This window comes from Methylobacterium gnaphalii, from assembly GCF_007992215.1.
GTDB classification, from domain to species: Bacteria; Pseudomonadota; Alphaproteobacteria; order Rhizobiales; family Beijerinckiaceae; genus Methylobacterium; species Methylobacterium gnaphalii.
Genome location: NZ_BJZV01000015.1, coordinates 51,957 through 64,504 on the forward strand (window position 1 = coordinate 51,957; position 12,548 = coordinate 64,504).

A 12,548-nucleotide genomic window follows, 5' to 3' on the forward strand; every position below is an offset into this window, starting at 1 on the left:
TTGTTCACCCCAGCCGGCGCTTGCGCTCGACAAGCTGCATGATCATGGGCGTCAGGATGAGCTGCATGGCGATGTCGAGCTTGGAGCCGGGGATCACGATGGAGTTCGCCCGGCTCATGAACGAGTCGTGGATCATCGAGACGAGATACGAGAAGTCGATCCCGTGCGGATCGCGGAAGCGGATCACCACGAGCGATTCATCGGCGGTCGGAATCCAGCGGGCGATGAACGGGTTCGAGGTGTCGACCGTCGGGACCCGCTGGAAATTGATGTCCGTCCAGGAAAATTGCGGGCAGATCGTCTGCACGTAATCCGGCATCCGGCGCAGGATCACGTCGGTGACGGCCTCGGTGGAGTAGCCGCGGATCGAGCGATCCCGGTGCAGCTTCTGGATCCATTCGAGGTTGATCACCGGCACGACGCCGATCTTCAGGTCCGGGTAGCGAGCGAGATCGATGGTGTTGTCGACGACGCAGCCGTGCAGGCCCTCGTAGAACAGCAGGTCCGAGCCCGGAGAGAACTCCTGCCACTCGGTAAACGTGCCGATCGGCACGCCGAGCCGGGCCGCGTCTGCCTCGTCATGGGCGTAGGCGCGCGTGCGGCCCTCGCCGGATTCGCTGTAGCGGCGGAAAGTCTCTTCGAGTTCCGGCAGCAGGTTGGCGCGCGGAGCGAAATGGCTGAGGTTCGGCTCCTCCGCCATTTTCGCGCGCATCGTATCGCGGTCGAAGGCATGGAAGCCGTCGCCCTCGATATAGACCGCACTCACGTCCTCGCGTCGAAAGATCTGCTCGAAGGTGTTGCGCACGGAGGTCGTGCCGGCACCCGAGGAGCCCGTGACCGAGATGATGGGATGACGCGCCGACATGATGCTGCGTGACCTGGGAAGTCGTGACGGCGCTCAGTTTCGCATCAATCCGCGCTGGCCGAAGAGCGGCGAGCGGCCGGCGGCAGGCTGGCGGCCCTCGTAGTAGGCCGCGACGCTGGCGACCTCCTCCGCCGAGCCGAAGACCAGCGGCGAGCGCTCGTGGATCTTCTTGGCGACGACGTCGAGGATACGGCCCTGCCCGTCGGTCGCCGCCGCGCCAGCCTGTTCCATGATGAAGGCGATCGGCGCGGTTTCGTAGAGCAGGCGCAGGCGGCCCTGCTCGTAGCCCTTGCGGCTGTCGCCCGGGTAAAGGAACACGCCGCCGCGGATCAGGACGCGCTGGGCATCCGCCACCAGGGCCGCCGTCCAGCGCATGTTGAAGTTGCGGTCGCGCGGGCCCTCTTCGCCGCGCATGCAATCATCGATGAAGGCACGCACCGGCGCGTCCCAATGGCGGCCATTGGACGAATTGATCGCGTACTCGTTCGCGCTCGCCACCACCTTGAGTCTGTCGTGGGTCAGGCGGAACTCCCCGGCCGCACGGTCGAGGGTGAAGATGCGCGTGCCGTCGCCGAGGGTGATCACGAAGGTCGTGGCCGGGCCATAGACGGTGAAGCCGGCGGCGAGCTGGGTGGTGCCCGGCGTCTTGAACGAGGCGTTCGGATCATTCGGGTCGGACACGACGGGACGGATGCCGAAGATCGTGCCCACCACCATGCCGACGGCGATGTTCGAGGAGCCGTCGAGCGGGTCGATCGCGACGGCAAGCGGCGCGCCGGGATTGAGGACCATGACGTCCTCGGCCTCTTCCGAACAGACCTCGGCCACCGGCGCCGATTTCAAGGCCTCGGTGAAGCGCTTATGCGCGATCACGTCCAGCGCCTTCTGCACGTCGCCGTCGCTGTTCGTCTCGCCCTGAGCACCGAGATCGCCGGCCAGCGCGCCGCGCCCGCAGACCTCGCTCACGTCGATGGAGGCGGCGGCGAGCGCCAGGACGGTCTTGGCGGTGTCGGCAAGGCGAGAATCGCGCGCCACTTCCGCGTCGAGATATTCGGAGAGCGTGGAGCCGATCGTGATCGCCATGTCCTGAACCCGCGTCCCCATCCCGTCGCCGGACACGACCTGAGCCGCCGGCCTTTGCTACCGATGATATCCCGCAGCCCGTCGCCAGTACCAGATCCGGTGCAAGAGGCTGCCAAAGATTCTGACGAAACTTGTGGTGCCGCGCAAAAAAACTAAAAGCGGACCATGCGCAACCTCTCGCTCAAGCAGTTGCAGGCCGTCGCGGCCGTTGCCCGCCTCGGAACGATGACACGTGCGGCGCAGGAGCTGAACGTCACCTCCGCCGCGCTCTACGCCCGCATTCGCCAATTGGAGGACGAAGCAGGCCTCCTGCTGTTCGACCGCACGCCCACCGGCCTCAAGCCGACCGATGCGGGCCGCGAGATGCTCTGGGCGATCAACAGCATCAACACGGTGCTGGAGACCTGCACCGAGCGGCTGCGCACCCTGAAGGGCGCGGGCGGCGGGCGCGTGGCGCTCGGCGTGGTCTCAACGGCGAAGTACTTCGCCCCCGCTGTAATCGCCGGGTTCATGGAATCGCATCCGCAGGTCGAGATCAGTCTGACGGTGGGTAACCGCACGAGCACAGTCGATGCGCTGCGCAACTACGAGATCGACTTCGCGATCATGGGCCGGCCGCCGCGCGATTTCGCGATCGAGGCAGAGAAGTTCGGCCCGCACCCGCTGGTGCTGATCGCCGCGCCGGGCCATCCGCTGGCCGGCAAGACGGGCCTGACCCGCGACGACATCGCCGACCAGTCGTTCCTCGTCCGCGAGGAGGGCTCGGGCACGCGCGCCGTCTTCGAGGAGTTCATGAACGGCGTGATGATCCGCCGGGCACGGCTCGGGATCGATGCCGGGTCGAACGAGACCCTGAAACAGGCAGTGATGGCCGGGCTCGGCATCGCGCTGCTCTCCTCGCATACGGTTGCCGCCGAACTCGCCAGCGGGCGGCTGGCGCTTCTCGACGTGCAGGGGCTGCCGATCCGGCGCGACTGGTACGTCGTGCGCCGCGCCGACAAGGTCCTCGGGCCGGCCTCCGACTCGTTCTGGCAGTATCTGGTCCAGCAGGGTGCCGGATTCCTGCCCGGGCTCGACGTGACCGCCGCGCGCACCTTGCCTGAGCAGGTCGAGTCATGAGTGCGGCGGGCGTCGTCATCGTCGGCGCCGGCCAGGCCGGCCTGCAGACCGCCGTGAGCCTGCGCGAGGCGGGCTTTGCCGATCCGGTCACGGTGCTCGGCGACGAGGAGGCGCTGCCCTATCAGCGCCCTCCCCTCTCGAAGGCCTATCTCGCCGGCAAGACCGACGCGGAGGGCCTGCTGCTGCGGCCGGCCTCGTATTTTGCCGAGCACCGCATCGTGCATCAGCGGGCGCGAGCCACGCACATCGACCGGGCTGCCAGGACGCTCGGTCTCGATGACGGCACAGCCCTGCCCTACGATCACCTCGTAATCGCGACGGGATCGCGCAACCGTGCCCTGCCGGTGCCCGGTGCCGAGCTCCCCGGCGTGTACCAGCTACGCTCGCTCGCCGACGCCGACCGGCTGCGGGAGGCAATCGAAGCCGCCACCAGGGTCGTGGTGGTGGGCGCGGGCTTTATCGGGCTTGAATTCGCCGCGGTCTGCGCCGGACGCGGTCTCGCCGTCACGGTGATCGAAGCGGCCGAGCGCGTGATGGCTCGCGCGGTCTCGATCGAGACCTCCGACGCGTTCCGGGTCGCACACGAGGCGATGGGCGTGACGTTCCGTCTCCAGGCCGGTGTGGTTGCGATCGAGAGCCATGACGGCCAGGCCGCTGCGGTCGTTCTGGCCGATGGCGAGAGCATCCCGGCCGACCTCGTCCTCGTCGGTGTGGGCGTCGTGCCCAACCAGGAACTCGCCGAGCGGGCCGGGCTGGCGGTTCGGGACGGCATCGAGACCGACGCCTTCCTCGCAACCGGTGATCCGGCCATCTCGGCTATCGGGGACTGCGCCCGCTTCCCGACCCGGTTCGGGGCCGGGATGACGCGCGGCGACCGGGTGCGGATCGAATCCGTGCAGAACGCGATCGATCAGGGTCGCTGCCTCGCCGCTCGGCTGGCCGGACGGCCGAATGCCTACGACGCGGTGCCGTGGTTCTGGAGCGACCAGGGCCGGCACAAGCTGCAGATCGCTGGCCTTGCAGAGACGGGCGACGGCAGCGTCGTGCGCGGCAGCGGCGATGCCTTCTCGGTCTTCCGCTACCGGGATGGACGGCTCTGCGCCGTCGAGGCGATCAACCGGCCGGCCGAGCACATGGCGGCGCGCCGTATCCTCGCGCTGGGCCGTGAGCTCACACCCGAGCAGGCGGCCGAGCCGGCCTTCGACCTCAAGGCTCTGGCGACTGCCGGCTGAATCGCGTCAGCGGTCGTTCTCGGTGGTCAGGCTGTCGAGCCGCGTGCCCTCGTCGGCGCCACTCTGACCGAGCCGCACGCCGGCCGATCCGTCATTGGTGAAGATCACGCCGGCCCGCACGAGCGCGCTGCGCAGCGCCTCGATCTGCCCGGAGGGCGTATCGCCCATCCCCTTCTCGAAACTGCGCACCAGTGCCTCGTCGAGCCCAACCTTGGCCGCGAGATCGCCCGTCGACCAGTTGATCATCGCGCGGGCGGCACGGCATTGCGCCGGCGTCATCGTGCTGGGCAAGCGGCCACTTGCCTCCCCCTCATCCGATCCGGACACACGCGCCCTCCCTGTCGATCCCTGCATTGTCCCCACGCCGGCAACCGGCCCGAGAGCCTCGACAACACGACGAGGCCCAAGATCGTTGCAAAGGCGCGGCCGCCCACGGGAAACCGGTGCCCTCGACCATATTTGCGCTCGATTCCTATTGGATGCGCGATCCGCTACGTGCCTCGGAAAGGTACGAGATCAACTTTCCATCGACGCCGCAGCGCTGCGAACCAAGGGGGCTTTACCATGAAGAAGATTCTAGCCGTCGCGCTGACGGGCGCAATCCTGGCTGCCGCGCCAGCCTACGCGCAGATGGGCGGTGGCGGCGTGCGCAATCTCGGCCAGGGCCAGCAGCCGGAGAAGAAGCCGCAATACGTCCCCGGCGCCAAACCGCAGGAGAAGATGTTCCCGCTCGGCACGACCTGGACCGCCGTGAGCCTGAACGGCAAGGCGTTCGGCGGGAACGACCGGCCGAGCTTTATCATCGACACCCAGTACCGCGCCCGTGGCTATGGCGGCTGCAACACCTTCGCAGCGACGGCCTTTCCGCTGAAGGATCAGCACTTGGCTGTCGGGCCACTCGCGATCACCAAGAAGTCCTGTGACAAGGCACTGGCCGCCAGCGAGACCGCCTTTCTCACGGCTCTGCGCACCTCGGGTGCCTGGGACATCGTGGGCTCCCAACTCGTGATCAAGAGCCAGAACGGCGAACTGCGGTTCGACCGCTCGCTCTGACGGGCGGCTACGAACGCGGCGTTCATCCTTTCTTGACGACGATCCGCGGCAGTCGCCGCGGATTCACCCCTTGCTCAACCTGATCCGGGCATCCTGCCCCTCGATACCTCGCTCAGCGTTCGAGGGTCGCAGGGAGTTCAGGACGGATGAAGCTCGTGCTGGCCGATCGGCAATTCCGGCCTCGCTCCAAGGCGCGTACGATCACCACTCGCTACACAGCGATGGCGAGCTACGACCACAACGCCACTCTGCTGGCCTTCGGCACGCTCGTCTGTGCCGGTCTCCTGCTCTCGTTCTGCGCGGTCGGTCTGTGCGGGTGATGCATCCGGGCGTGCCTCCACCTATTCGGACGCCCTAGGTACCTGTGAAATCTACGCAGCCGTAGAATAAATTTCCCGCCCGACACTAAAAATCAGCGAGATTCCTCTCCGCTACTGCGGATCCTGAGACGATCAAGAAAAGAATTGCTGCATCAAGGCTTAGGTCGATTGCTCCGGCCGACGCGACGCGATATCCGATCGCTCCGAGAAGCCCGGTCGACCAGCTGTCGACTCATCGTCATCCGGCCGGCGCTTCCATCGCAATTGCCTTGGATGACCAGGAGACCCCGTGATGGCCGACGACACCACCGCATCCGCGCGTAAGGCGGGCCACGGCCGCATCTACGGCTCGATCACCGAGACCATCGGCAACACGCCGCTCGTCCGCCTCAACCGGCTGCCGAAGGAGCACGGCATCGACGCCGAGATCCTGCTGAAGCTCGAATTCTTCAACCCGATCGCCAGCGTGAAAGATCGTATCGGCGTCAATATGATCGACGCTCTCGAGGCGTCCGGCCGGCTGAAGCCCGGCGGCACGCTGATCGAGCCGACCTCCGGCAATACCGGCATCGCGCTGGCCTTCGTAGCAGCCGCTCGCGGCTATCGGCTGATCCTGGTCATGCCCGAGACCATGTCGATCGAGCGCCGCAAGATGCTTGCCTTCCTTGGCGCCCAACTCGAGTTGACCCCTGGAGCGCAGGGCATGAAGGGCGCCATCGCCCGGGCCGAGGAACTCCTGAAGGAGATCGACGGCGCGGTGATCCCGCAGCAATTCTCGAACCCGGCCAATCCCGAGATTCACCGCAAGACCACGGCGGAAGAGATCTGGAACGACACAAACGGCCAGCTCGATGCCTTCGTCGCGGGCGTCGGCACCGGCGGCACCGTCACGGGCGTCGGCCAGGTGCTGAAGCCGCGCCTGCCGAACCTCAAGGTGTTCGCGGTCGAGCCGACCGACTCGCCTGTGATCGGCGGCGGCCAGCCCGGCCCGCACAAGATCCAGGGCATCGGCGCCGGCTTCATTCCGGACAACCTCGACCGCTCGATCCTCGACGGCGTGCTCACGGTCACGAACCAGCAGGCGATCGACACCGCCCGCCAGCTCGCGAAGCTGGAAGGCATTCCCGGCGGCATCTCGACGGGCGGTAACGTCGCGGCGGCACTGGAGGTGGCATCGCGCTCCGAGTTCAAGGGCAAGCGGATCGTCACCGTCGCCTGCTCCTTCTCCGAGCGCTACATCTCGTCGGTCCTGTTCGAAGGCATCGGCTAGCCTCCGCGAGACAGGCCAGTCCGACGCAAAGCATGCGCCGGACTGGCGCGCCGCTTGACCGACGCGTCAGGCAACATCTGCCATCGCCGTCTGTTGTCCTACCGACAGCAGTGAGGACGATGATGAGCGAACACGACCGCAGCCGGCCGTCGATCAAGACGTTCGATGGCCAGGCCGACCGGAACGGCCAGAACCTCGGGGCTGAGTCTCCCCTCGACGTCGGCATCCCCTCGCGGACCCAGGCAGACCTGAAGAGCGAGCCGAATGGCGAGGCGGAAGCTGCCCGCATCGCGTCTGGACAGCCGCGTCAGGATGCCAGTGATCAGACGGCGGCCGAGACCCCTTCCGAGAATCTGCGCCGCATCAGCGATCCCTCGACGGCCTCGGCCGCCGGCGAAGGGTCGGGCCTGAAGTCCAGGGAGGGGCAGGAAGCGATCAACCGCGCCACCGCTGCCCTCGGCGAGGAGGGACAGTGATGGCCGAGCGCACCACGCCCACCGAAACAGTTACCCGCAAGCCCGACGATGATGTCGGCAAGCCGGGATCGAATGCCGCCAATGGTGGTCGCCAGACGCCGCAGCAGGCCGCGATCACAGGCATCGGCGGAGAAGGCCGCTCCGATGCGAGTCGCAGCCAGGACATGGGTCGCGGGGGCTCCGAGGCTCCCGCACCGGTCGGCGGATCGTCCGGTGGTCACTCGGATCAAAGGTCGGCCGACGGCTCCGGGAAAGTCGCGGCCGGGCACTACAAGGTCGAGAAGGAGCGCGAATGACGGGCTCACCGCGAAAAGACGGCAATGGCGATCAGTCTCGCGAGCCCAAGCCGGACGACCGCAAGAACGTGAGCCCCGACGCGGTCAAGGATCCGAACGAGAAGACCGAGGGGCATCCGGGTCTGCCGGCAGGCTCCAAGGGTGGCGATGACGCCGATCCGGGCGCGGGTTAGGCGGCTTCCGCCACCACGCGGTTCCGGCCATCGGCCTTGGCACGGTAGAGGGCGTCGTCCGAGCGCTTGAGCATGTCCGACGCGCTGGTGTCGCCCGCGTGCCGGATTGCGACGCCCACCGACACGGTGACGGCGATCGCCCTCGCCCCGCGCTGGATCGGGAACGGAGCCGCTTCCACGCGCTGGCGGATGCGCTCGCCCGCGGCCTGCGCATCGGCGAGCGTCGCGCCCGGCATGACGATCACGACTTCCTCGCCGCCGAAGCGGGCGACGATGTCGATGCCGCGCGTATGCTGGCGGACGCGGTCGGCAAAGGCCTTCAGGACTTCGTCGCCGGCCTCGTGGCCATAGGTGTCGTTGATCGACTTGAAGCGGTCGATGTCGAGGATGAGGCAGGCGAGGCCGTGCTCTTCATCCGTCGCCGCTCCGAAGAGCGGACCGAGTTGCCGGTCGAGGTAGCGCCGGTTGTGAAGACCGGTCAGCTCGTCGGTCACCGCCAGCTCGATCGAGGCCTGCACGGCGCCGCGCAGGGTGTGCGAGAAGCGACCGCGGCGGACCTGTGTCCGCACCCGCGCGATCAGCTCGTTCCGGTCGACAGGCCGGAGCAGGTAGTCGTGCACCCCGAAATCGAGCCCGCGGGTGAGCCGCGCCATGCCATGCGTCTCGCCGATCATGATCAGCGCCATGTCACGCGTGCGATCGAGGGAGCGCAGCTGACTGCACAGGCGCAGACCGTCGACGCCGTCGAGATCGATGCTGATCAGCGCCACGTCGAAGCCACCCTCGGTAGCGGTCATCAGCGCGCGTTGCGGATCGCTCTCGATGGTCACGGTGTGGTGTTGCGAAAGAGCGGTGGCCATGCGGTCGGCCGCGCTCGGGCGGTCCTCGACGAGCAGGATGCGGGCCCCCTGACCGGTGTCAGCGGCCGCGAGCGTAAAGGGATCGCCGATGCCGAGGGCGCACGAGGCCATCGCGCGGCTGCGGAGCTCGTCCTGCACCGCCTTGAGCCGCAGCAGGCTGCGCACTCGCGTGAACAGGGCAGTGTCATCGATGGGTTTGGTGAGGAAGTCGTCGGCTCCGGCATCGAGGCCGCGCAGGCGATCGGACGGCTCGTCGAGTGCCGTGACGATCACGACGGGAAGGTGCGCCGTCGCCGGGTTGGTCTTGAGCCGCCGGCAGACCTCGAACCCGTCCATGCCCGGCATCATCACGTCGAGCAGCACGATGTCGCACAAGCCCTTCTCGCAGATCGCGAGGGCTTGGGGTCCGTTCATCGCCGCGACCACGTCGAAATACTCCATCGAGAGCTTCGTCTCGAGGAGCTTCAGGTTTGGCAGCAGGTCATCGACGATCAGGACACGGGCGGACATTCGGTCTCCTACAGCCTCCTTTCCGACAGGCCCCGACAGGGTCAGTCGCCCTCGCCGAGATATTTGCGTACGGTGGCAATGAACTTCGCCACCGAGATCGGCTTCGACAGGTAGGCCTCGCAGCCGCCCTCCCGGATGCGCTCCTCGTCACCCTTCATGGCGAAGGCCGTGATGGCGATCACGGGGATGTGGCGAAGTTCCTCGTCGTCCTTCAGCCATTTGGTCACTTCAAGCCCCGAGACTTCAGGGAGCTGAATGTCCATCAGGATCAGGTCAGGCACGTGTTTGCGGGCGAGTTCGATCGCCTCGATGCCGTTCGAGGTTTTCAGGGTTGCGTAACCATGAGCTTCCAGAAGATCGTTGAAGAGCTTCATGTTCAGCTCGTTGTCTTCAACGATGAGAACCGTTTTCGTCATGGCCCCTAAATCTCCGGGCTCCCGCGAGCTCGCCATCGTCGCCTTATGTTCTTTTTCCTCTTAAGTGATACTCCTTGATGAAACGCAAACTTGATCATGTAGATCAGGGGTCCGAGGCGCTTGCGCTCGACGTCCTGGTCTGGCTCGCTGGCGACGAGGAGCGCCTGTTCCCGTTTCTGCAGGCGAGTGGGCTGAACCCGGGAACGGTGCGCGAGAGCGCGGGCGATCCGGCCTTTCTCGGTGCCGTGCTCGATCACGTCATGGGCGACGAGGCCAGCCTGATCGCTTGTGCCGACGCGATCGGTGTGAAGCCCGAGAAGATCGCGACGGCCTGGCGGCGGATGCAGCCGCCGGATTTCGATCACGACCTCTGAGCCATCGGCCTTATTTGGCGAGTTCGCGCAGTCCGAGGCGGATCAAGACCTTCGCCTCGGCGCCCTCGGGAGCGCCCTTCAACACGGTGGCGATGGCCGCCGAGGCCTGGACCTGCGGATAGCCGAGATTGACCAGTGCCGAGATCGCGTCCGCGACGGGCGGAGGCGCGGTCCGATCCTCGACCGCGCCGGTCAGCGCGATCAGGGCGGGATCGGCTGGGGAGAAGGCCGGCGCCTTGTCCTTCAGTTCGGCCGCGAGCCGGGCCGCGAGCCGCGGTCCGACGCCGGGTGCGCGGGCGATGGCGCCCTTGTCGCCGGTCGCAAGTGCCGTGGCGAGGGCACCCGGCTCCAGCACCGACAGGACCGCGAGGGCGACCTTCGAGCCGACGCCCTGCACCGTCTGCAGCAGGCGGAACCACTCGCGCTCGGCATCCGAGCGGAAGCCGTAGAGGCGGATCATGTCCTCGCGCACATGCGTGTCGATGGCGAGCTCGGCTGCTTCGCCGGGCTTCGGCAGGCGCTGCAGCGTGCGCGCCGAACAATGCACGACGTAGCCGACGCCCTGCACGTCGAGGATGACGAAATCCTCACCGTAGGAATCCACGATGCCCTTGAGCTTGCCGATCATCACGATTCCCTACGGTGGGCGAGCCGGGCCTTGGTTCCAGCGCCCGCCTGCCATATCCGATAGCTCGACCGCCCCCACAAGGTGAGCGCAGAAGACCACCGATGAAGCCGTTAGCCGCCCTCGCTCTCTTGGCGCTGATCGTCGCCCTGCCCTTAGACGCGTGGGCGCAGGCCGAGGCCGCGGGACCGAGCACCGATCCGACGCAGGTCAGGCCCGGCCGGTACCGGCTCGACCCCGCGCATGGCAAGATCACGTGGTCGCTCAACCATCTTGGCTACTCGACCTATTACGGCCAGATCACCGACGTCGCGGCCGAGGCCACCCTCGACCCGCGCGAGCCCGCCAAGAGCCGGCTGTCGGTCACCATCAACACGGCAAGCGTCAACGGCCTCAACGAGCGGCTCAACGAGCACCTGAGGTCGCCGGACTTCTTCGACGTCGAGAAATTTCCCCAGGCCAGCTACGTCAGCACCTCCATCGAGCGCACGAGTCCCACCACGGCCCGCGTCAACGGTGAGCTGACGATCAAGGGCATCACGCGAGTGGTGTCGTTCGATGCAACCTTCAACCAGGCCGGCATCAATCCGGTGGACAAGGCCTACACCGTCGGCTTCGACGGCCGCGCCGTGATCCGCCGCTCCGATTTCGGCATCAGCGCCTTCCTCCCGGTCCTCGGAGACGAGGTGCAGCTGCGGCTCGAGGGCGAGTTCAAGGCAGCTCCGTAACGCTGCGTTTGCCGAGGGCAGGCGTTCACGGTATGTGCCAAGGGGCAGGCGGCCAAGCACCGGCCGCGCCGGAGGCATCATGACGTCGGACGTGAGGATCCTCGGCATCGACCCGGGCCTGCGCCGCACGGGTTGGGGACTGATCGTCGCGAGAGGTACCCGGCTCACCTATCTCGCCTGCGGCGTCGTCACCTCTGACGGCGACCTGCCGCTGGCGCTGCGTCTGCGCGAGCTTCACGAGGGCATCACCCGCGTCGTCGGCGAGCACGCACCCGACGAGGTCGCGGTGGAAGAGACCTTCGTCAACAAGGATGCGCAGGCGACGCTCAAGCTCGGCCATGCCCGCGCCATTGCCCTGCTGGTTCCGGCCCTGGCGGGGCTGCCCGTCTCCGAATACGCGGCCAACCTCGTGAAGAAGACGGTCTGCGGATCGGGCCATGCCGAGAAGGTCCAGATTCAGGCCATGGTGCGCTTCCTGCTGCCGAAGGCAGAGTTCAAGGTAGCCGACGCCGCCGACGCACTCGCCATCGCCATTACCCATGCAAACCACCGCGGCGCCCACTCGCTCAGGCGCCTGCACACCCTCGACCAGCTGCAGAGCCTGGGCGCGGCCCGGATCGCTGCGGCGCTCGCACGCCAGAGTTAGCGCCGCGGCAGGCAAGGATCGGAGCGCCGTCCGAGGATATTGGCCGGAGGCGAATCGGTATCCGCAAGATGCATCGTCAATGGTCGGAATAAATTTTGGGACCAATCCGGATCTCGGTCGTTGTCTGACCAGAAAGCCGCCTGCGCTCTGCTGCGCGGCGGCGTGATCAACAGATCCGGAGCCAATTGAATGAAGCGTATTCTTCTCATCGCCGCCCTCGCCGCTGCCCCGCTCGCCATGGCCGGCTCGGCCAGCGCCCAGGGCACAATCCGCGGCGCTGAGCGCGGCGTCGAAGACGGCAGCCGTGCCGCAGGGCCGGTCGGCGGGGTCGTGGGCGGCGCGGTTGGTGCCGCAACGGGTACGGTCGGCGGCGTCCTCGGCGTGGACCCCGATGCCCGCGAGTCGCGCATGGAGCGCCGCGACCGCCGCATGATGCGCGGTGAGCGCCCGGTGCGCCGTGAGCGCGACCTGGACGATTGATACAGCCATGTGACCCGCGCCA

Annotated in this window: 18 protein-coding genes; 12 read left to right on the forward strand and 6 right to left on the reverse strand. The window is 67.1% G+C overall.

What is annotated here, in order from left to right; genetic code table 11:
- Positions 1 to 4: 4 nt before the first annotated feature.
- Both MGN01_RS14225 and MGN01_RS14230 read right to left on the reverse strand, forming a co-directional pair.
- Complete coding sequence (locus MGN01_RS14225) at positions 5 to 865, reverse strand: phosphoribulokinase (protein WP_147047390.1); 861 nt, start codon at positions 863 to 865, stop codon at positions 5 to 7.
- A 33-nt stretch (positions 866 to 898) separates the two neighbouring features.
- Positions 899 to 1,948 carry a class 1 fructose-bisphosphatase gene (locus MGN01_RS14230; protein WP_147047392.1) on the reverse strand — a complete coding sequence of 350 codons (1,050 nt, stop codon included), beginning with the start codon at positions 1,946 to 1,948 and terminating at the stop codon, positions 899 to 901.
- A 165-nt stretch (positions 1,949 to 2,113) separates the two neighbouring features.
- On the opposite strand from MGN01_RS14230, the gene MGN01_RS14235 reads away from it, so the two are divergent.
- Positions 2,114 to 3,067: a LysR family transcriptional regulator gene (locus tag MGN01_RS14235; protein WP_147047393.1), complete on the forward strand. Its 954-nt coding sequence runs from the start codon at positions 2,114 to 2,116 to the stop codon at positions 3,065 to 3,067.
- The gene (locus MGN01_RS14240; RefSeq protein WP_147047395.1) at positions 3,064 to 4,299 is read left to right on the forward strand and encodes an NAD(P)/FAD-dependent oxidoreductase; all 1,236 of its coding nucleotides are present in this window, start codon (positions 3,064 to 3,066) and stop codon (positions 4,297 to 4,299) included. Before MGN01_RS14235 ends, MGN01_RS14240 begins: the two co-directional genes overlap by 4 nt.
- Before the next feature lie 6 nt (positions 4,300 to 4,305).
- Here the strand turns inward: MGN01_RS14240 and MGN01_RS14245 are convergent, their stop codons facing one another.
- A complete protein-coding gene (locus tag MGN01_RS14245) occupies positions 4,306 to 4,590 on the reverse strand; it encodes a helix-turn-helix domain-containing protein (protein WP_238258091.1) in 285 nt (94 codons plus the stop codon).
- 273 nt (positions 4,591 to 4,863) lie between these two features.
- Between MGN01_RS14245 and MGN01_RS14250 the strand changes: the two genes are divergently transcribed.
- From MGN01_RS14250 to MGN01_RS23585, 6 genes are all read left to right on the forward strand, one after another.
- Entirely contained in the window at positions 4,864 to 5,352 is a 489-nt protein-coding gene (locus tag MGN01_RS14250; protein ID WP_147047397.1) for an META domain-containing protein, read from the forward strand.
- Between the two features lie 146 nt (positions 5,353 to 5,498).
- Entirely contained in the window at positions 5,499 to 5,672 is a 174-nt protein-coding gene (locus MGN01_RS23580; protein ID WP_170245977.1) for a hypothetical protein, read from the forward strand.
- A 292-nt stretch (positions 5,673 to 5,964) separates the two neighbouring features.
- Positions 5,965 to 6,942 carry a cysteine synthase A gene (gene cysK / locus MGN01_RS14255; RefSeq protein ID WP_147047399.1) on the forward strand — a complete coding sequence of 326 codons (978 nt, stop codon included), beginning with the start codon at positions 5,965 to 5,967 and terminating at the stop codon, positions 6,940 to 6,942.
- Between the two features lie 122 nt (positions 6,943 to 7,064).
- Positions 7,065 to 7,418 carry a hypothetical protein gene (locus MGN01_RS14260; protein ID WP_147047576.1) on the forward strand — a complete coding sequence of 118 codons (354 nt, stop codon included), beginning with the start codon at positions 7,065 to 7,067 and terminating at the stop codon, positions 7,416 to 7,418.
- Positions 7,418 to 7,714 (forward strand): hypothetical protein, encoded by a 297-nt coding sequence (locus MGN01_RS14265; protein WP_147047401.1) that lies wholly within the window; start codon positions 7,418 to 7,420, stop codon positions 7,712 to 7,714. Before MGN01_RS14260 ends, MGN01_RS14265 begins: the two co-directional genes overlap by 1 nt.
- On the forward strand, positions 7,711 to 7,887 hold the full coding sequence (locus tag MGN01_RS23585; protein WP_170245979.1) for a hypothetical protein: 177 nt from the start codon (positions 7,711 to 7,713) through the stop codon (positions 7,885 to 7,887). Before MGN01_RS14265 ends, MGN01_RS23585 begins: the two co-directional genes overlap by 4 nt.
- Here the strand turns inward: MGN01_RS23585 and MGN01_RS14270 are convergent.
- Positions 7,884 to 9,257, reverse strand: a complete 1,374-nt coding sequence (locus tag MGN01_RS14270; RefSeq protein ID WP_147047403.1) for a PleD family two-component system response regulator — start codon at positions 9,255 to 9,257, stop codon at positions 7,884 to 7,886. The genes MGN01_RS23585 and MGN01_RS14270 overlap by 4 nt on opposite strands.
- Positions 9,258 to 9,298: 41 nt before the next feature.
- The gene (locus MGN01_RS14275) at positions 9,299 to 9,673 is read right to left on the reverse strand and encodes a response regulator (RefSeq protein ID WP_147047405.1); all 375 of its coding nucleotides are present in this window, start codon (positions 9,671 to 9,673) and stop codon (positions 9,299 to 9,301) included.
- A 77-nt stretch (positions 9,674 to 9,750) separates the two neighbouring features.
- On the opposite strand from MGN01_RS14275, the gene MGN01_RS14280 reads away from it, so the two are divergent.
- The gene (locus MGN01_RS14280; RefSeq protein ID WP_147047407.1) at positions 9,751 to 10,047 is read left to right on the forward strand and encodes a DUF3572 domain-containing protein; all 297 of its coding nucleotides are present in this window, start codon (positions 9,751 to 9,753) and stop codon (positions 10,045 to 10,047) included.
- A gap of 10 nt (positions 10,048 to 10,057) precedes the next feature.
- On the opposite strand, the gene ruvA is transcribed toward MGN01_RS14280, so the two are convergent.
- The gene (gene ruvA, locus MGN01_RS14285) at positions 10,058 to 10,675 is read right to left on the reverse strand and encodes a Holliday junction branch migration protein RuvA (RefSeq protein WP_147047409.1); all 618 of its coding nucleotides are present in this window, start codon (positions 10,673 to 10,675) and stop codon (positions 10,058 to 10,060) included.
- A gap of 101 nt (positions 10,676 to 10,776) precedes the next feature.
- On the opposite strand from ruvA, the gene MGN01_RS14290 reads away from it, so the two are divergent.
- The 3 genes from MGN01_RS14290 to MGN01_RS14300 all read left to right on the forward strand — a co-directional run bounded on the left by MGN01_RS14290 (position 10,777) and on the right by MGN01_RS14300 (position 12,526).
- Positions 10,777 to 11,400 carry a YceI family protein gene (locus MGN01_RS14290; RefSeq protein WP_147047411.1) on the forward strand — a complete coding sequence of 208 codons (624 nt, stop codon included), beginning with the start codon at positions 10,777 to 10,779 and terminating at the stop codon, positions 11,398 to 11,400.
- A 79-nt stretch (positions 11,401 to 11,479) separates the two neighbouring features.
- The gene (ruvC, locus tag MGN01_RS14295; RefSeq protein WP_147047413.1) at positions 11,480 to 12,046 is read left to right on the forward strand and encodes a crossover junction endodeoxyribonuclease RuvC; all 567 of its coding nucleotides are present in this window, start codon (positions 11,480 to 11,482) and stop codon (positions 12,044 to 12,046) included.
- A 189-nt stretch (positions 12,047 to 12,235) separates the two neighbouring features.
- A complete protein-coding gene (locus MGN01_RS14300; protein WP_147047415.1) occupies positions 12,236 to 12,526 on the forward strand; it encodes a hypothetical protein in 291 nt (96 codons plus the stop codon).
- Positions 12,527 to 12,548: the final 22 nt, after the last annotated feature.

Bases quoted from the DNA above. Each gene is read 5' to 3' on its own strand.
- MGN01_RS14240 (WP_147047395.1), top strand. From the start codon at position 3,064: ATGAGTGCGGCGGGCGTCGTCATCGTCGGCGCCGGCCAGGCCGGCCTG.
- MGN01_RS14265 (WP_147047401.1), top strand. From the start codon at position 7,418: ATGGCCGAGCGCACCACGCCCACCGAAACAGTTACCCGCAAGCCCGAC.
- MGN01_RS14290 (WP_147047411.1), top strand. From the start codon at position 10,777: ATGAAGCCGTTAGCCGCCCTCGCTCTCTTGGCGCTGATCGTCGCCCTG.
- MGN01_RS14235 (WP_147047393.1), top strand. From the start codon at position 2,114: ATGCGCAACCTCTCGCTCAAGCAGTTGCAGGCCGTCGCGGCCGTTGCC.
- MGN01_RS14250 (WP_147047397.1), top strand. From the start codon at position 4,864: ATGAAGAAGATTCTAGCCGTCGCGCTGACGGGCGCAATCCTGGCTGCC.
- MGN01_RS14275 (WP_147047405.1), bottom strand. From the start codon at position 9,673: ATGACGAAAACGGTTCTCATCGTTGAAGACAACGAGCTGAACATGAAG.
- MGN01_RS14230 (WP_147047392.1), bottom strand. From the start codon at position 1,948: ATGGCGATCACGATCGGCTCCACGCTCTCCGAATATCTCGACGCGGAA.
- MGN01_RS14270 (WP_147047403.1), bottom strand. From the start codon at position 9,257: ATGTCCGCCCGTGTCCTGATCGTCGATGACCTGCTGCCAAACCTGAAG.
- MGN01_RS14225 (WP_147047390.1), bottom strand. From the start codon at position 865: ATGTCGGCGCGTCATCCCATCATCTCGGTCACGGGCTCCTCGGGTGCC.
- MGN01_RS14300 (WP_147047415.1), top strand. From the start codon at position 12,236: ATGAAGCGTATTCTTCTCATCGCCGCCCTCGCCGCTGCCCCGCTCGCC.
- cysK (WP_147047399.1), top strand. From the start codon at position 5,965: ATGGCCGACGACACCACCGCATCCGCGCGTAAGGCGGGCCACGGCCGC.
- ruvC (WP_147047413.1), top strand. From the start codon at position 11,480: ATGACGTCGGACGTGAGGATCCTCGGCATCGACCCGGGCCTGCGCCGC.
- MGN01_RS23580 (WP_170245977.1), top strand. From the start codon at position 5,499: ATGAAGCTCGTGCTGGCCGATCGGCAATTCCGGCCTCGCTCCAAGGCG.
- MGN01_RS14280 (WP_147047407.1), top strand. From the start codon at position 9,751: ATGAAACGCAAACTTGATCATGTAGATCAGGGGTCCGAGGCGCTTGCG.
- ruvA (WP_147047409.1), bottom strand. From the start codon at position 10,675: ATGATCGGCAAGCTCAAGGGCATCGTGGATTCCTACGGTGAGGATTTC.
- MGN01_RS23585 (WP_170245979.1), top strand. From the start codon at position 7,711: ATGACGGGCTCACCGCGAAAAGACGGCAATGGCGATCAGTCTCGCGAG.
- MGN01_RS14260 (WP_147047576.1), top strand. From the start codon at position 7,065: ATGAGCGAACACGACCGCAGCCGGCCGTCGATCAAGACGTTCGATGGC.